The following is a 17620-nucleotide window of genomic DNA, read 5'->3' on the forward strand; positions in this document are numbered from 1 at the left end:
CGGCCTCAGGACATGCACAGCGCGCTGCAGCGCCGAAACGCCGCATCCCCAACCCGAGCACGGGCCTATGCAAAAGGGGCGCGCCTGAGCGCGCCCCTTGCAGCTGTTACTCCGCGTCGTCCGCGTTGGAGGCTTCCTCTTCCTCCTTGCCCGTCAGGCCGAAGCCCAGCGAGCCCACAGATCCCAGCAGCGCATCCAACTCCTCCAGGTTGCGCTGGTAGGAACGAGGCGGCAATGCCTCGCCCAGCATGTCCTCGCCTTCGGTGTTGAAGGTGGCAGGCTCGTCGCCGCCAATGAGAACGGTGTCGTCCGGGCTGAACACCATGTCGAGCAACTGGGACATGTCGTCACTCGTAGCCGCCAGATCGTCCTCGATCACGTGCGTCAAACCGCGCTCCTCCAAGCCCTCCTTCAGTTCTTCGATGGCCTTCACGCCAATGCCCTCGATGCGCAGCAGGTCCTCTTCGGTGTGTCCCACCAAATCGGCAACCGTCTCAATGCCGGCCTCGCTGAACTTGTTGGCCCAGCGCTGGGACACGCCCAGGTCATCGTAGATGTACAGGCGCGCATCCTCATCGGTGAGCTGCGGACCGCGATGGCCCAGCGACAGACCGCTGTAGTAGCTGCCGTAGTTGGTGCCCATGTTGAGGTAGCCGTCGCCGTCAAGCGACCAATCCTGCGGCTGCGGCAGCAGCTCCTCGATCTCGCGCAACGCATCCGGAGCGAAGTCGGGAAGCGTCTCGCCCGCCACGCCGGAAACCGGACGACCCTTGTAGGTGAGGCCCACTTCGCGGTAGCGCGTCAGGCCCGTACCCGCCGGGATCGGCTTGCCGATGATGACGTTCTCCTTCAGGCCGGCCAAATGGTCGATCTTGCCCTCGATGGCAGCGTCCGTGAGGACCTTCGTGGTCTCCTGGAACGATGCGGCGGACAGGAACGAATCCGTGGCCAGCGACGCCTTCGTGATGCCCAGCAAAAGCGGCTGGCCCACGGGCGGCTCCTTGCCTTCGGCGATAAGCTCGTTGGCAACACCTTCGAACTCGAAGCGGTTGACCTGGCGACCCGGCAGCAGATCGGAATCGCCGGCATCGAGCACGGCCACCTTGCGCAGCATCTGGCGCGCGATGACCTCGATGTGCTTGTCGTTGATGTCAACGCCCTGGGACACGTACACGCCCTGGACCTGGCTCACGATGTAGCGCAGCGTGGTGTTCGGATCGGTCAGACGCAGCAGATCGTGCGGGTTCACGGAACCCTTCGTCAGCTGCTGGCCCACCTTGACCTGGCAGCCGTCGCTCACACCCGGAAGCATCTGGGCACGAGCGCTCACCACGTACTCGCGGAAGTTGCCCTGCTGGTCGTGGATGGTCAGCGTCTTGAACTGCTTGTCGCCCGAAATCTGCAGCGTACCGGAGATCTCCGCCAGCACGGCAAGACCCTTCGGCTTGCGCGCCTCGAAAAGCTCCTGAACACGAGGCAGACCGTGCGTGATGTCCTCGCCTGCGACGCCGCCGGTGTGGAACGTACGCATGGTAAGCTGAGTGCCCGGCTCGCCAATGGACTGGGCAGCGATGATGCCCACCGCCGTGCCGATGTTCACCGGACGCGCCGTAGCCAAATCCCAACCGTAGCACTTCTGGCACACGCCCTGGTCGGCATGGCAGGTCATGACCGTGCGGATGACCAGCTCCTCGACGCCGGCAGCGTCCATGGCATGCAGCTGGTCCATGCTGGTCATGTACTCGCCCGCAGCCAGGATGACCGTGCCGTCCGTGCCCTTCACGTCGTCGAGCAGGCAGCGGCCGATCAGGTTCTCGTCCACCTCGCCCTTGTCGTTATGCAGCGGATACGGCACGCCATCGGTGGTGCCGCAGTCGATCTCGCGGATGATGACGTCTTGCGCCACGTCCACCAGACGACGGGTCAGGTAACCCGAGTCGGCGGTACGCAGGGCCGTGTCGGCCAGACCCTTACGAGCACCGTGCGTGGAGATGAAGTACTCCAACACCGACAGGCCCTCGCGGAAGTTCGCCTTAATGGGTCGGTCGATGATCTCGCCCTTCGGGTCGGACATGAGACCGCGCATACCGGCCAGCTGACGGATCTGCTTGATGTTGCCTCGCGCACCGGAGAACGCCATCATGTAGATGGGGTTGAACTTGTCGAAGTTCTCGGCCATCGCGTCGCCGACGGCCTCGTTGGCTTCGTTCCAGATGTCGACGACCTGCTTGTGGCGCTCGTCGGGGCTCATGAGGCCCATTTCGTAGTCCTCGTCGATGGCCGCGACCTTCGCGTCGGCGGCAGCCAGGATCTCGCCCTTCTGCGGCGGCACGGTGGCGTCGTACACCGAAACGGTAACGCCGGCGCGCGTAGCGTAGTGGAAGCCTGCGTCCTTCAGGCCGTCGAGAATGGCGGGCACCTTCGACAGCTCGTAGCGGTTGCAAACGTCCTCCACCAGACGGCTGATCTCCTTCTTGTTCATTTCGTAGTTCAAGAAGGGATAGCTATCGGGCAGCACGTTGTTGAACGTGATGCGACCGATGGTGGTTTCGATGCGCTCGCCGGCCTTGTGCTCTTCGAACTTGCCGAAAGCCGTTGCCACCTGGGTGTCCTTGCTCAGACGCACCCAGATCTTGGCCTGAAGGTCAAGATCAGCGCGAGCGTCGTAGGCGTTCAGCGCGTCAGCGAAGTCAATGAACGCACGACCCTCGCCCTCGAAGCCGTCGCGAGCGGCCGTGAGGTAGTACAGGCCGATGATCATGTCCTGCGTGGGCACGGTCAGCGGACGGCCATGAGCCGGGGATTTGATGTTGTTGGCGGACAGCATGAGCACGCGGGCCTCGGCCTGAGCCTCGGCGCCCAAGGGCACGTGCACAGCCATCTGGTCGCCGTCGAAGTCGGCGTTGAAGGCGGTGCAGACCAGCGGGTGCAACTTGATGGCCTTGCCCTCGACCAGCACCGGCTCGAACGCCTGGATGCCCAGACGGTGCAGGGTTGGTGCGCGGTTCAGCAGCACCGGATGCTCGGTGATGACTTCTTCCAGCACGTCCCACACGTAGCTGGCGCCACGGTCGACAGCGCGCTTCGCAGCCTTGATGTTGGCGGCGTATTCAAGCTCCACCAGGCGCTTCATAACGAACGGCTTGAACAGCTCGAGCGCCATCTGCGACGGCAGGCCGCACTGGTGCAGCTTGAGCTGCGGGCCGACGACGATAACCGAACGGCCGGAGTAGTCGACGCGCTTGCCCAGCAGGTTCTGACGGAAGCGGCCCTGCTTGCCCTTGAGCATGTCGGACAGCGACTTCAGCGGACGGTTGCCCGGGCCCGTGACGGGGCGGCCACGGCGGCCGTTGTCGAACAGGCTGTCGACGGCTTCCTGCAGCATGCGCTTCTCGTTGTTGACGATGATCTCGGGAGCACCCAGGTCCAGCAGGCGCTTGAGACGGTTGTTGCGGTTGATGACGCGACGGTACAGGTCGTTCAAGTCCGACGTGGCGAAACGGCCGCCGTCGAGCTGCACCATGGGGCGCAGGTCGGGCGGGATGACCGGGATGACGTCCAGGATCATGTCGGACGGCTTGTTCTCGGACTTGAGGAACGCGTCGACCACCTTGAGGCGCTTGATGGCCTTGGCGCGCTTCTGACCCTTGCCGTTGGCAATGGTATCGCGTAGCTCTTCGGACACGACGGCAAGGTCCATGGCGTCAAGCAGGTCGCGCACGGACTCGGCGCCCATGCCGCCCGTGAAGTAGTCGCGGTAGTTGAGGCGCATCTCGCGATACAGGGCCTCGTCCGGAACGAGCTGCTTCGGCTCCACCTTCATGAAGGCATCGAAGGCGTCCTGACGCAGCGACTTGCGCTCGTTGAACTCCTCGTAGATGTCGGCGATCTCCTCGTCGACCTCCTCGGCGGTCATGCGCTCGTCCTCGTCGATGTCGTCGACGAAGTCATCGTCCTCGGGCACGTAGTCCACGGACAGACGGCGCGTGGCCTCGATGAGGCGGTCGCGCTCGGCGTCCAGCTCTTCAAGGTCGGCGGCCAGCTCGTCGCGCAGCTCGTCGGCGTCCTCTTCGCGGGCCTCCTTGTCAACCGACGTGATGATGGAGGAGGCGAAGTACAGAACCTTCTCCAGCTCCTTCGGCGGGATGTCCAGCAGGTAGCCCAGACGGCTCGGGCTGCCCTTGAAGTACCAGATATGGCTCACGGGCGCGGCCAGCTCGATGTGGCCCATGCGCTCGCGGCGAACCTTGCTGCGCGTAACCTCTACGCCGCAGCGCTCGCAGACGATGCCCTTGAAGCGGACGCGCTTGTACTTGCCGCACGCGCACTCCCAGTCCTTCGTGGGGCCGAAGATCTTCTCGCAGAACAGGCCGTCCTTCTCCGGCTTGAGCGTGCGGTAGTTGATCGTCTCGGGCTTCTTGACCTCGCCGCGCGACCAGCTGCGCACGTCCTCGGCATTGGCCAGAGAGATACGCAAAGCGTCGAAATTGTTAACGTCGAATTCCGTCGTCATTTATCGCTCCTCTCCTTCACCGATGAGGTCGTTCGTGTCGTTGTTGCTTTCGCCCATCAATTCTCCCAGCTCAGCGGCAATGCTGTCGAGAGCGTTCGCCGCGTCGTCCTCTTCCGTCTTGCGCGCGTCGGCCGCGATGGCCTCGTACAGCGCACGGTCGCCGTCATCCTGGCGATCGATGTCCTTGGTGACGTCGATCGTCTGGTGGTCGTGACCCTCAAGCTCCACGTTCAAGCAGAGCGACTTCATTTCCTTGACCAGAACCTTGAAGCTCTCGGGCACCTCGGCAGCCGGGATGTTCTCGCCCTTGACGATGGACTCGTAGGACTTGACGCGGCCGGCGGTGTCGTCGGACTTCACGGTCAAGATCTCCTGGAGCACGTTGGAAGCGCCGTACGCGTACAGCGCCCACACTTCCATCTCGCCGAAGCGCTGGCCACCGAACTGGGCCTTGCCGCCCAGAGGCTGCTGCGTGATCAGGCTGTAAGGGCCGGTCGAGCGCGCGTGGATCTTGTCGTCCACCATGTGGCCCAGCTTCAGGATGTAGCTCTGGCCAACCGTGATGGGCTCGCGGAACTTCTCGCCCGTGCGGCCGTCGTAGAGCCAGGTCTTGCCGGTGCGGGAAAGCTGCGGCACGAACTCGTCGCGAGCCTTCTCGCCGTACTTGTAATGGTTGTAGTTGATGAGGTTGCGGTTCGCCTTCTCGATGGCGTCGGAGATTTCCTTCTCCGTAGCGCCGTCGAAGACGGGCGTGGCCACGTGCATCGGGCCCTCCACGACCTCCTCGGTCTCCTCCTCGTCGGACCAGCCCCACTTCGCAGCCCAGCCCAGGTGGTTCTCAAGCAGCTGGCCCACGTTCATTCGGGACGGAACGCCGAGCGGGTTCAGGATGACGTCGATGGGGGTGCCGTCGGCGAGGTACGGCATGTCCTCGACCGGCAGCACGCGGGAGATAACGCCCTTGTTGCCGTGACGGCCGGACAGCTTGTCGCCCTGCTGCACCTTGCGCTTCTGAGCCACATAGATGCGAACGAGCTCGTTCACGCCCGGAGCCAGCTCGTCGCCGGCGTCGCGGCTGAAGCGGCTCATGCCGATGACGCGGCCGCCGGAGCCGTGAGGCACCTTGAGCGACGTGTCGCGGACTTCGCGGGCCTTCTCGCCGAAGATGGCGCGCAGCAGGCGCTCCTCGGCCGTGAGCTCGGTTTCGCCCTTCGGCGTGACCTTGCCCACCAGCACGTCGCCCGGGAACACCTCGGCGCCCACGCGGATGATGCCGTCGGCGTCCAGGTCGCCGATCATGTCGTCGGAGATGTTCGGAATCTCGCGGGTGATCTCCTCGGGTCCCAGCTTCGTGTCGCGGGCATCCACCTCGTACTCGGAGATGTGGATGGACGTGAGCAGGTCCTCGGCCACCACGCGCTCGGACACGATGATGGCGTCCTCGTAGTTGTAGCCTTCCCACGGCATGTAGGCCACCATGAGGTTCTGGCCCAGCGCCAGCTCGCCGCCGTCGCAGGACGGACCGTCAGCCAGCACGTCGCCGGCCTGGACCTCGTCGCCCTTGCGCACGATAGGACGGTGGTTGATGCAGCCGCTCTGGTTGGAGCGCTGGAACTTCGGCACCAGGTACTCGTCGTACTCGCCGTCGTTGTTCAGGATGATGATGGTCTGGCCGTCGACGTAGTCCACGACGCCCGAGTTCTGGGCAACCAGGATCTCGCCGGAGTCCACCGCGATGCGGTGCTCGATGCCGGTGCCCACCAGCGGCGCGCTCGGACGCAGCAAGGGCACGGCCTGGCGCTGCATGTTCGAGCCCATGAGGGCGCGGTTCGCGTCGTCGTGCTCGAGGAACGGGATGAGCGAGGTTGCGACCGACGTCATCTGACGCGGGGACACGTCCATGTAGTCGATCTGCGCGGGCGGCACCTCGTCGGGCTCGCCGAAGACGCCGGCGGCGTCCTTCGTGCGGCAGAGAACCTTCTTGTCGACCGTGAACGAACCGTCCTCGGCGTACGTGACGAACTCGCGCGTTTCGAGGTCGAACGTCTCGTTCGCCTGGGCGATGGTGTAGTTCTCCTCCTCGTCGGCGGTCAGGTAGTCGATCTCGTCGGTCACCTTGCCGTCCACGATACGGCGATACGGCGTCTCGATGAAGCCGTAGGGGTTGATGCGAGCGTACGTGGCCAGCGAGCCGATGAGGCCGATGTTCGGGCCTTCAGGCGTCTCGATGGGGCACATGCGGCCGTAGTGGGAGGTGTGCACGTCGCGCACCTCGAAGCCGGCGCGCTCGCGGGACAGGCCGCCCGGGCCGAGGGCCGACAGACGACGCTTGTGCGTGATGCCGGCGGCAGGGTTGGTCTGGTCCATGAACTGGGACAGCTGCGAGGAGCCGAAGAACTCCTTGATGGCCGCCACGATGGGGCGGATGTTCACGAGCGACTGCGGCGTGATCTCGTCGGGCTCCTGCATGCTCATGCGCTCGCGCACGACGCGCTCCATGCGGGACAGGCCGATGCGGAACTGGTTCTGGATCAGCTCGCCCACGGTGCGGATGCGGCGGTTGCCGAAGTGGTCGATGTCGTCGGTCTGCACGCCCTCGACGCCGGCATGCAGCGCGACGATGTACTGCATCGTCTTCACGATATCGTCGTCGGTCAGCGTGGAAGCCTCGTAATCGGGATCGAAGCCCAGCTTCTTGTTGATCTTGTAGCGACCGACTTTCGCCAGGTCGTAGCGCTGCGGGTTGAAGAACAGGCCCTCGAGCAGCGTACGGGCGGAGTCGATGGTGGGAGGCTCGCCGGGACGGAAGCGCTTGTACAGCTCGATGAGCGACTCTTCCTTCGTGGTGGCGGGGTCGCGGTCGAGCGTGCGCAGCACCATTTCGTCGGCGCCCAGAAGCTCGATGATCTCCTCGCGCGTCTCGGCCAGGCCGAGGGCGCGCACGAGCAGCGTAGCCGGCTGCTTGCGCTTGCGGTCGATGCGCACGGATAGGATGTCGCGCTTGTCGGTTTCGAATTCGAGCCACGCACCGCGGCTGGGAATGACCTTGGCGTTGTAGAGCATCTTGTCAGACGCCTTGTCGCGCTCGGAAGCGAAGTACACGCCCGGGGAGCGGACCAGCTGGCTGACGACGACGCGCTCGGTGCCGTTGATGATGAACGTACCGCGCGGGGTCATGAGCGGGAAGTCGCCCATGAACACGTCCTGCTCTTTGATTTCGCCCGTTTCACGGTTGATGAAGCGGATCTCCACGAACAGCGGCGCCTGGTAGGAGACGTCCTTCTCCTTGCACTCGTCAACCGAGTACTTCGGCTCGCCGAACTCGTGCTTGCCGAACTCCACGCACATATCTTTCGTGTTGTTCTCGATGGGGCTGATGTCACGGAACGCTTGCGCCAGGCCCTCGCCCTTGAAGAACTCGAAACTATCCGTCTGGATAGCGATCAAGTTGGGGACGTCCATGACGTCCGGAATCTTGGCGAAGTTTCGCCGATCCCTGTAAAGGCTGGTCTGATCAGTCGTTTTTCCTTGAGCCACGAGGCTTTTCCTCCTTCATGTGCACCCGCAAAAATGCGAAAAAGTCGCAAGTTCTAAAAATAGTGCGCCCGTCAAGCCATGTCAAGAAAAATTTTTACGAACTGTGGAAATTTATTGTGGATTTGGCTGTTCATCTGGGCGGATGTCGTTGGAATTTTTGGATGCGGAGGACGATTTTCCGCACGGCGGAGGGGTTGAGAGGCCGTGCACGCGGCGGGAGGCGACCAAGCGGCTGCGCGCGGCTGAGGTTCGGGCGCCCCCTCCCCCGGAGCCCGTCTGGAACGATCGCCGCCAGAGCGCGCACATCCACGGCGGATTCCGGCCTTGCGCGCGGCGTCCGCTGCCGCCTGCTGCCTGCCGCCTACTGCCAAAACGAGCGAGTTTTACTGGTCCTCAAGCCAGAATAATGACGGATGGCAAGCTTATGACCTGGCACGATGCAAAACCGTCTCACACCGAACCATCCCGGTGCGGCAAAAATCGCCGCAAAACTCGTCCGTTTTGGCAAGAAGAGCACCGCTCTGGAGCTGAACGAGACGGCGCAACGCGGCTGCTCGAATGACGCGACGCAACCGAATCAACCCTGCCGACGCCACGCCGTCGACGGGATCGCCCATTCAGCAATTCTGTTTAATTTGTCGCAAAGCCATGGAGAAGACGTCGCCGAACTGGCTTTCTTACGCGCGCGCGTGAGAGACTTATTGTTCCGTTTCGTGCTGATTCCTCCGATCGGCCCCAGCGGATGCGCGTCTTGGCGCGCACTACCATAAACGCAGATGAAACGCACCATACACGCAGAACGGAGGTCCCCATGGGACAACCCAGCGCACCGAAGGCGCTTGCCTTGGGCGTATCGCTTTCCCTTGCATGCAGCATGATGCCAGCAGCGGCCCTTGCCGACGAGCCCATTCCTTCCGAAGCTGCTTCGACGGAAGCATCGGCTTCGAGCGCAATGCAGAAGCCCGCGGATTACGACAAGGACGACTTCTACTCCGACAGTTCCCCGAAAACCAGGCTTGCTCGCTCGATCGCGATGCCGTACGCGGTGTCGCTCGATCCGGTTGCAGTTTCAAGCGAGATGAAGTACTTCGCAAAATACGAGAGCGGCAGAAACTACAACCAGGGGCTTTCCTATGGCGACGGATACCATGCAATGGGGTATTACCAGTTCGACAACCGCTACACCCTCAAGGGATTTCTGGAGGCATGCTACGCGTACGATCCTGAAACGTACCACATGTTCGAGTGGGTCTCCTCCACGAACATCTCGGGCGATTTGTACGACGAAAGCGCCGGGAAGCTGAACAGCGTCGGCCAGAGGCTCGAGGATTCGTGGCACCTTGCATACGCTGCCAACCCGACCGAGTTCTCCGGCCTGCAGGACAGCTACGCGTACAACAACTCGTACATTCCTGCGCAGGAATACCTAGCCAGCAGGGGCATCGACATTTCGAATCGCTCCGATGCCGTGAAGGGCTTGTGCTGGGGTTTGAGCAGCCTGTTCGGATCTTCCGGCTGGAAGAAGTTCGTGGGCGGCGTTTCAGATGGGTACGACCGGAACGGCACGTACCATTACCTTAGCGAAGGGTACGACTGGCCGGGAGCCGGACTCACCAACGACATGACCGACCGCGAGTTCGTCACCAAGCTGTGCAACTACGTGGTGGAGAACGTGAGCGTGTTCTACAAGGGTCAGCCCCAGTACCACCAGGGCTGGGAAAACCGCTACCGCAACGAGCTGAAGGACTGCTTGGCGTTCATTACCCAGCACGAGCAAGATGCAGAGGCGAGCAAGCCGGTGCCGGCACCCGACCCCGAGCCCAAGCCCGAGGTGACGCCGGCTCCCGTGCCGGTTCCCAACCCCGAGCCCACGCCAACTCCGGACGAGCCTTCGACGCCCATCGAACCCGCCCCATCTCCCAATGAACCGTCGACGCCCGCTGAGCCTTCCACGCCTTCCAATCCCGAGAACGGCGGCTCTGGTGAAAATGCGCCGGGCAATGCCGATCGACCGGGATCGGAAGATACTGTCGCGCCTACTCCCCCGACAGGCAACGAGAACTCTACGCCGGAGGAAAGCACACCCGGCGCGGAAACTCCGAACGCACCCACCCCGCCCGACAGCTCGACGGGCAACGGGGACCAGCCGACGGCGGGCAACGGAGGATCGAACGAAGGAAGCTCGTCGAACGCCGACAGCCAAGGATCGGGAAACGGCCCGAAGCAGGAAGTCTCCGGTTCGGGATCCGGGAGCAAGTCGGAGGAACCTGGTGCAACCTTGACGACAGAAGTCTCCGAAGCATCCAAGACCGAGGCCAAACCCTTGCCCGCACCCGCAAAGGAGTCGAAAGCCTCGAACTTGACCCAAACGGGCGACGAGGGCACGAGCACGCCCCTTGTGGTAGCCCTTGCTTCGGCATGCCTCGCCCTTGTGGCAGGCGCCGCGCTGACCATGAGAAAGCTTTTGGGAAGAGGTTAACCGCACAGATCAACGCACACCAAAAAAGACGAGCCCTGAAATGGGGCTCGTCTTTTTTGGTGTGCAAATCGAGAAGTCAAACGCAAAAGCCCGATCAAAGAGCCGACAATTCCGCCCGATGCCACTTCAACAAGCACTGAGTCACCAATAGAATGTGGGAGAAATAACCATAGGGGCTTTGCTCTTCCACGCAATCTCTAAAGGGTTCAATCCAATCAAGCGGGTGATCGTCGATAAAGGAAGCAAGCTTCTGCCGAGCGTCCACGCCCCCAACAGGATCACCCGACAGCCACCGGCACCGATCGGAAAGATACAGCAGCTCTATGCCCATATGGTCTTCGTACTGGCGATTTTCGTTTCGAAGCTCAAGGCCGGCCTCGCGCAACAATTGACGCATTTCAAAAGTTGCTTGACCGAAGCCAACCGAAACGTTCGAAGCTCGATACATCGTTTCCCACGGCGGCGCCAAAGGAGATGGCGGACCTATGAACAATCGGGTGTATTCAACAGCGCAACGCTCGATCAGGTCTTCATCGCTTTCCTCAGCACGCAAGCTCGCAGCCTGAGTCCAACGTTCGCATGCAGCAACAGCGTTGGATATACCCTGGTCTTCAAATGTTGGGAACGCTTCCCAAAAGTGCATGTCAAGACCAACCGAAGCAGTCATGGTCATAGGAGCAAGCAACGAATTACCCAAAAACCCATAGGCTTCGGACAAAGACTTCCAAGGAATCTCGGCCATGAAGTCGTCCTTTCTCAAGATCGACCGAAGCGCCGGATTCGTTGGAAAGTATCCGGCGCTTCATTTCGTCTACTGAGCAGATTCCACTGCAGATTTGATGGTACGGCGTGCTTTTGTCGTAGAGACATTCGTCCCATTTGTCGGCATCAGCATGCGCGTCAGCGCCATAAACGCCAAAGCCCCCAATGCCACAACGCCCAATACCACAACAGCTTCAACCCAGGTAGGAACGTAGGTACCAGCCAGCGCCCACATGTCGGTACCTCCCTGCTGGGCATTAACAGTTCCCAACGACACACCCGGAGCACCCGGCACATTAAAATGGGAGAACGAGGTAAGCAGCAGCCACACGCGCTTGAAGAACACGCCAGCCACCACCAGCACGCTGGAGAAAACAACCAAACCTTGCCGTTGACGGTTTTTTGCAAACACCAGAATGCAAAACGGGATCAACAAGCCAGCAAGAATTTCGAACCAGAAGAAAGGTGCAGTCACTCCGGTTGCCATGATGGCCAACGTATTGGCTCCGGCAGCACCTGGATAAGCCATGGTCAAAACCTCACAGCCGATAAAGAACGCATCGACAGCAACGCATACAGCCAAAAGCCCCGCCAGATTCGCCAACAGTCTCTTGTCCGTCTTGAACACACCCGACTTGTTCAATCCGTTCAACACCAGAAGCAGCAACGCCAAGCCCGAATCCATAGCCGAAGCCACAAACAACGGCGCCATGATGGCAGAATACCAGCCCTCTCGTGCAATCTGCAAACCGAAGATCCATGCGGTCACCGAATGCACCAAAATAGCGATGGGCAAGGCAAAACGACTGACGATAGCAACCTTATCCTGGGCGCCCGGCTTTTTCGACGTCATGAAATACAGGTACGCCAGGTTGATAACAAGATACATCGTGATAACGCAGATATCCCAGAACAAGGGGGAGATCACGTTCGGACCCGTAACAATACGCCACACCCGTTGGATGCCGCCAAGATCGATAAGCACGAACATTCCTGCGCAGCAGATGCACACCGTGGATAGAATAACCGCGGGCAACGCCACCTTTTTGTAGTCGGACACATGAAACACGCTAGCCGACGATGCAACGATGAGGCCGCCGGCCGACAAGCCCACAAAGAACATGAAGCACGTGATGTAAAGGCCCCACGACGTGCCGTTATTCATGCCCGTCACGCCAAGACCGCCCATCAGCTGATAAACCCAAGCGGCAACACCCGCCACCGTCAGCATCCCCAGCACCCCGATGGCAGCTTTAGTTTTCGTAGAGGTTTGCATGGTTTGCACCTCCTCCCTAGTTGAAGTAATGGACTTGCGGGCGAGTACCTTGCTCCTCAAGGAGGACGCCGGCCTTGCGAGCAGCGATGAGTTTCGATATCTCGCTCTCGGGATCATCGAGATCACCGAATGTGCGAGCTTTTGATAGGCAGCATTTCACGCACATAGGCTGCTCGTCGCGGTCGGTGCGCTCTTTGCACAACGTGCACTTTTCAGCAACGCCCTTCCCACGCACCGGTACGCTTTTGTCTCCATAATTGAAATCAGGATCGCGAACCGGATAACTCCAATTAAACACGCGTGCATTGTACGGGCAGGCAGCCATGCACATACGGCAACCGATGCACTTTTCGTAGTCAATTTCCACGCGTCCCTTGTCATCCTTGTACGTAGCCCCCGTCGGGCATACGCGCAAGCACGCCGGATTCTCGCAATGCTGGCAGGCAATAGGCAGATACGTGCGCGTAACATCAGGGTAAATTCCTTGAACTCCGAACTCAGATTCGCATCCCTCATTAATCACTCGGTTCCACGTCATGCCCATGGGCACATTGTTCTGCATCTTGCACGCCATTGCACACGTATTGCAACCAGTGCAGCGATCCAAATTGATAGCTATTCCCAGCCTAGTCATTCGATCACCTATGCTTTCTTAACTTCGATGAGCGTGTCGTTGAAAGGAGTGACACGACCTTTGGCAAGTGCTTTTCCTCTGGGGTTGACGGCATCATTGGTGACATTTTGCAAGTCCCCAGAACCCATATACTGACTCCAAATGCCCTCGACAATAACAGCGATGCCCGGACGAACCGCCTCGGTGGCGACGCATTCGCAACTGAAGGAACCGCGATCGTTGAACGCTTCGACCATGTCACCGGACACCAACCCACGCGAAGATACGTCGCCCGGGTTCATTTCTAGCGTCGGTTTGTAATACTGACGTATCCACGTAGCGTCCATGAGGTTCTGATGAATGAAGTACTTCGATCGACGCTGGGTCATAACCAAAGGGTATTTCTCTCGCAAGGGATTCTCTTCGTAAGCCTCGCAAGGAGCTTCGTATTGAGGCAAGGCTTGATCATGCTTTACAAGATTCTCGTAATACAGATCTATCTTTCCCGACGTGGTTTTATAGGTTTGGCCACTATAGCTACGCGCAATCTCAGGCTGATTCTTAAGCGCCACCACACCGTTGCTGGCAATAACCTCGTCAAGCGTTATGCCAGCAATCGCTTTGTCGGTGGCACAATCAAGCTGAAAGCGTGCAAGTTCTTCCTGGCTTTTCGGCAGAAAATCTCCGTACCCCAAACGCTTCGCCATTTCGCAATCGATCCAAAAATCGGTTTTGCTTTCAAACAAAGGATCGAGCACTTTCTGCTGGAGAAGAACATGACCGCGCAGCGCGCGCAAGAAACCCACTTTTTCGTCGACTTCAAAATGAGAGCAAACAGGAAGGACTATGTCAGCCCAATCAACCGAAGGAGTATGCCAAATGTCCTGAACGACAACGAAATCGAGCGTTTTCGCCCATTCGTTCGTTCGATTCTGGTTTCCCGCAATTTGCTGAAAGCCTCCGTTTTGCACCCACATGAAACGAATGCCGCTCTCTTCATCGCGGTAGTCAACGCTCGCTTTGGGAGCCGGTGCCGTTTTGCATTCATCGGGAAGCGGCCAACTAGCCAGTTTTCCTGCACCGAATATCTTTTGGTAAGCATTGACGTACGCACCTGCGCCCCAACCAGGAATGTCAGTTCCAAACGAACCCACAAGGGTCGCAAGCAAAACGGCTGCATGCCCGGCAACATCAGCGTTATAAAACTTCTCACCACCACCGAATCCAAACGAGAGAATCGAAGGTCCGTGGTTTGCATACTTGTCGGTTATTTCGACAAGAACATCTTCATCTACGCCCGTTGTCTTCGCAGCCCATGAAGCGGGGTATTTTTTCTGGCTTTCTTTTAGCAGTCGAAAAACAGTGACGAACTCTTCGCCATTGATGGACGTCTCGAAATCAAGCACTGGGTCTACGCCATCTGCGCGGTATCCAGCAAGCGAGCCCGTGCGCCCATCCCAAACCATGAACGGATTATCGTCACCTGTTTGCTTGCTATCGACGGCAGGGCGCTCCCTTAAAAGCAATCCATCGGAACGCTTGACCAAGAAAGGCATGCTGGTATTAGTCTTAAGATACGGCTCGTTATACCATTCATTCTCTAGAATGATTGTAATCATCCCCAGATACAATGCCGGATCAGTACCCGCGATCATAGGTATCCAGCGAGAGCTTTTTGCAGCAGTAGTGCAAAAATTGGGATCCAGCGTGATAATTTCTGCACCCGCTTCCTTTGCCTCAAAGAAGTAAGGAGCCGTCACCATGCAGGTTTCGAGCATATTGCAACCGACGTTGAGAATGGTTTTAGCGTTTTTCCAGTCAGCAACCTCATTCGAAGATGCTCCCTGTTGACCAGATTCAGCCAATGCCGGCGAAAACCCATTCCCTAAACCGATATCAATGCCGCGGTGGGGTTTTTCTTGTCCTTTGAGAAGCTTTGGCAAGAACGTGGTTAGGGAATCCACTGCCGTCTGGAAAGCAATGGCTCCTGCACCGTACTTTTCTTGGGTTTCCTTTACCTTGTCGGCAATGGTGTCAAGAGCCTCTTCCCAAGTTATCTCGATAAAATCTCCCGACCCCCTCTCGCCAACGCGCTTTAGGGGAACCTGCAGCCGCTCAGAGCTGTATGTATGCTGTATCTCAGAGATACCCTTCAAGCATACGGTTTCGTTTCTCTTATCCGGCCAAGTATTTGGCTCGACAAGAACCATGCGACCATCGCGAACGGTGCACTTCAAGTGGCAGTTGCATTGACAATGTCGATAGTGGAATGTATACCCCACTCGCTCCTCAGGCTCGGCGTGGGCCTCCGAGGGCGCAAGCCAACCATCGGGCGTAGTCATGCCAACGGCGCCCGCAAGACCCAACGTCCCAGCTGCAACGCCGGTCGTTTTCAGGAAACTCCTACGCGTGAGCCCGCTCTGCGAGCTGGTTGTTCCTGACATTTCTCCTCCTCCAAAGATCTCGTCAGGATATCCCCCTGCGAAATGGATCGCGAATCTATTGCCGCGAATCCCAAGCGCAATCCTATCGGATATCCCCCAATACGTTCCTGACAAGAATTGGCCAAATTCCCTCATGTGCACTATACGAAATTATCCTATGACAATCAATGATTGTCATAGGATAATTTATCGGTAGCATTATTCTATTTTGGAAACAATGTCAGCGGTCGCTTCAGCTCGTACCGTTCAATGCAAAGCGCGGGAACCTTCAAATCCAGCAGATCAATAGCAGGAACGTCGACCCCGCACATCCGAGCAGTCGACAAGCACAAGCATTCAACCAGCATCAAGTCCGACAAGCTTACGCCGCACAATTATCAAGGGCAATCGGACGAGAATTGTTGCGTACGCATGAATTATGTACAAAACAGCCGCGCAACTTGGAAGCACGGCGCCAAGACCTTACGCCTTCCCGCCTTTCCCGCCAAGAGCGTCTTTCGCAGCGTCGCCGAGCACGTCCCCAAAGCCCTCGCTGAAACTGCTTGGCACCACAACCGTGCCGCCGGTTTCTCGAACGCTCTCATACAGAAGATGCATGGAGCGCAACCGCAGCGCAGCATCGTTTCTCGCGTATATATCGCCCATATCGTCCATCATTTCGCAGATATCCTGCTCAGCCTCCATAAGAATGATGCGAGCCTTCTTGCGCTGCTCGGCCTGAGCCTCAAGCGACATAACATCTTGCAACTCCTTCGGCAGCAAGATGTCGCGGATCTCCACCGACAGGATGGTAATGCCCCAAGGCTCCACCTTCTCTTCGAGCGCGCGTTTGAGCTCGCGGTCCAGCTGCTCGCGGCGAATGGCCACCTCGGCCGCGCCTCCCCGACCGATAGCGTCGCGCAAAGCCGTCTGAGCGGCAAGCTCCACCGCGCGCGTGAAGTCCCCCACTTCCATGCACGCCGCCTTTGCATCCCACACGTGCCAGAACAGGACCGCATTCACATCGAGTGGCACCAGGTCGGCCGTCAGGGTTTCTTCGGCTCCGAACGTGGTCACGCGAACGCGATTGTCCACGCGCATGGTGTTCTGCTCGACAATAGGGATGGTCCAGAACAACCCCGGCCCGGAAACTCGATTGAACTTGCCGAAACGCAGCACCACGACCTTTTCCCACTGCTGCGCGATATGCGTCGACATGGCAGCCAGCAGCCCCATAACCAGCGAAAGCGCAAGAGAAACCAGCCCCATACGACCCGTTGCCCCTATCGAGATGCCCATAACCAGGCAAAACGTCACCAGAAACACCGTCGCGGTAAACAACAGCACGCCCGCACTCGAAGCGCGCTCGCCCACCACTTCCGTATTCGCATCGGGAAGCACCCTCCACGAGGAACGCCCTCCGAACGAACGCGACTCGGCTTCAGTCGTCCGCCTGCGCCGAGCATTCCTGCTGTTTTCAAGATTCATGTCGGTTTCTTCCCTCTTCTTATACCAGTTGATCATGCGCCGCGCACTTTGCCGCCAGATGCACCGATCACGTCCACCTTCACGATACGGCCAGATCCCTCCACTGAAGTATCGTCCTCAATCCCCTCGGCCATTTTTGCCTGCTTGATCTTAAGGAGCATGCACCGCTGCACGTCGTCAAGAGACAAGCCCAGGTCGCGACACGCCGCAATGCAATCGTCCATAAGGCTATCGATCTCCTTTGCGAACCCCTCGTCCATCTCCGCGTCCAAGTCGCGCACGAACACGCCGCGCCCACGCGTCGATTCCAGATATCCATCGGACACAAGGCTGAGATACGCCTTGTTCACCGTGTTGTAGTTGATGGAAATGTCGGACGCCAGCCCACGCACCGTCGGCAACCGATCGCCAGGCTTGAAATAACCGGAATTGATCAAATAGATAAGCCGCTGGCGCAGCTGTACCCACAAAGGCACGTCGGTAGTTGCATCAACTTCGAAAGGGAACGTGGACTTATCCATTGGTCGCA

The 17620-nt window shown here is 59.2% G+C and carries 10 protein-coding genes; 2 read left to right on the forward strand and 8 right to left on the reverse strand.

Annotation, left to right across the window (positions count from 1 at the left end):
* Positions 1–106 precede the first annotated feature (106 nt).
* Together DMP08_RS05300 and rpoB are read right to left on the reverse strand one after the other, a co-directional pair.
* On the reverse strand, positions 107–4513 hold the full coding sequence (locus DMP08_RS05300) for a DNA-directed RNA polymerase subunit beta' (protein WP_123191920.1): 4407 nt from the start codon (positions 4511–4513) through the stop codon (positions 107–109).
* Positions 4514–8050, reverse strand: a complete 3537-nt coding sequence (gene rpoB / locus DMP08_RS05305; RefSeq protein WP_123191921.1) for a DNA-directed RNA polymerase subunit beta — start codon at positions 8048–8050, stop codon at positions 4514–4516. It abuts the gene before it with no gap.
* A 437-nt stretch (positions 8051–8487) separates the two neighbouring features.
* On the opposite strand from rpoB, the gene DMP08_RS12435 reads away from it, so the two are divergent.
* Both DMP08_RS12435 and DMP08_RS05315 read left to right on the forward strand, forming a co-directional pair.
* Positions 8488–8820, forward strand: a complete 333-nt coding sequence (locus DMP08_RS12435) for a hypothetical protein (RefSeq protein WP_161555421.1) — start codon at positions 8488–8490, stop codon at positions 8818–8820.
* Between the two features lie 41 nt (positions 8821–8861).
* Positions 8862–10529, forward strand: a complete 1668-nt coding sequence (locus DMP08_RS05315; protein WP_123191923.1) for a VgrG-related protein — start codon at positions 8862–8864, stop codon at positions 10527–10529.
* 94 nt (positions 10530–10623) lie between these two features.
* Here DMP08_RS05315 and DMP08_RS05320 read toward each other — a convergent pair whose 3' ends face one another.
* The 6 genes from DMP08_RS05320 to DMP08_RS05350 all read right to left on the reverse strand — a co-directional run bounded on the left by DMP08_RS05320 (position 10624) and on the right by DMP08_RS05350 (position 17612).
* Positions 10624–11271, reverse strand: coding sequence for a TorD/DmsD family molecular chaperone (locus tag DMP08_RS05320; protein ID WP_123191924.1), 648 nt, complete (start codon positions 11269–11271; stop codon positions 10624–10626).
* Positions 11272–11340: 69 nt separating this feature from the next.
* Complete coding sequence (gene nrfD, locus DMP08_RS05325; RefSeq protein WP_123191925.1) at positions 11341–12567, reverse strand: NrfD/PsrC family molybdoenzyme membrane anchor subunit; 1227 nt, start codon at positions 12565–12567, stop codon at positions 11341–11343.
* Between the two features lie 16 nt (positions 12568–12583).
* Complete coding sequence (locus DMP08_RS05330; protein ID WP_123191926.1) at positions 12584–13201, reverse strand: 4Fe-4S dicluster domain-containing protein; 618 nt, start codon at positions 13199–13201, stop codon at positions 12584–12586.
* Between the two features lie 8 nt (positions 13202–13209).
* Positions 13210–15624, reverse strand: a complete 2415-nt coding sequence (locus DMP08_RS05335; RefSeq protein WP_123191927.1) for a molybdopterin-dependent oxidoreductase — start codon at positions 15622–15624, stop codon at positions 13210–13212.
* 462 nt (positions 15625–16086) lie between these two features.
* The gene (locus DMP08_RS05345) at positions 16087–17127 is read right to left on the reverse strand and encodes a slipin family protein (protein ID WP_225748755.1); all 1041 of its coding nucleotides are present in this window, start codon (positions 17125–17127) and stop codon (positions 16087–16089) included.
* The gene (locus tag DMP08_RS05350) at positions 17124–17612 is read right to left on the reverse strand and encodes a GntR family transcriptional regulator (RefSeq protein ID WP_114567008.1); all 489 of its coding nucleotides are present in this window, start codon (positions 17610–17612) and stop codon (positions 17124–17126) included. Before DMP08_RS05350 ends, DMP08_RS05345 begins: the two co-directional genes overlap by 4 nt.
* Positions 17613–17620 lie beyond the last annotated feature (8 nt).

Source organism: Paraeggerthella hongkongensis, assembly GCF_003726035.1.
Taxonomy (GTDB): Bacteria; Actinomycetota; Coriobacteriia; order Coriobacteriales; family Eggerthellaceae; genus Paraeggerthella; species Paraeggerthella hongkongensis.

What these genes read in the sequence shown, in the direction of transcription:
- DMP08_RS05300 (WP_123191920.1), bottom strand. Translation starts at nt 4,513, where the DNA reads ATGACGACGGAATTCGACGTTAACAATTTCGACGCTTTGCGTATCTCT.
- DMP08_RS12435 (WP_161555421.1), top strand. Translation starts at nt 8,488, where the DNA reads ATGCAAAACCGTCTCACACCGAACCATCCCGGTGCGGCAAAAATCGCC.
- DMP08_RS05315 (WP_123191923.1), top strand. Translation starts at nt 8,862, where the DNA reads ATGGGACAACCCAGCGCACCGAAGGCGCTTGCCTTGGGCGTATCGCTT.
- DMP08_RS05320 (WP_123191924.1), bottom strand. Translation starts at nt 11,271, where the DNA reads ATGGCCGAGATTCCTTGGAAGTCTTTGTCCGAAGCCTATGGGTTTTTG.
- nrfD (WP_123191925.1), bottom strand. Translation starts at nt 12,567, where the DNA reads ATGCAAACCTCTACGAAAACTAAAGCTGCCATCGGGGTGCTGGGGATG.
- DMP08_RS05330 (WP_123191926.1), bottom strand. Translation starts at nt 13,201, where the DNA reads ATGACTAGGCTGGGAATAGCTATCAATTTGGATCGCTGCACTGGTTGC.
- DMP08_RS05335 (WP_123191927.1), bottom strand. Translation starts at nt 15,624, where the DNA reads ATGTCAGGAACAACCAGCTCGCAGAGCGGGCTCACGCGTAGGAGTTTC.
- DMP08_RS05345 (WP_225748755.1), bottom strand. Translation starts at nt 17,127, where the DNA reads ATGATCAACTGGTATAAGAAGAGGGAAGAAACCGACATGAATCTTGAA.
- DMP08_RS05350 (WP_114567008.1), bottom strand. Translation starts at nt 17,612, where the DNA reads ATGGATAAGTCCACGTTCCCTTTCGAAGTTGATGCAACTACCGACGTG.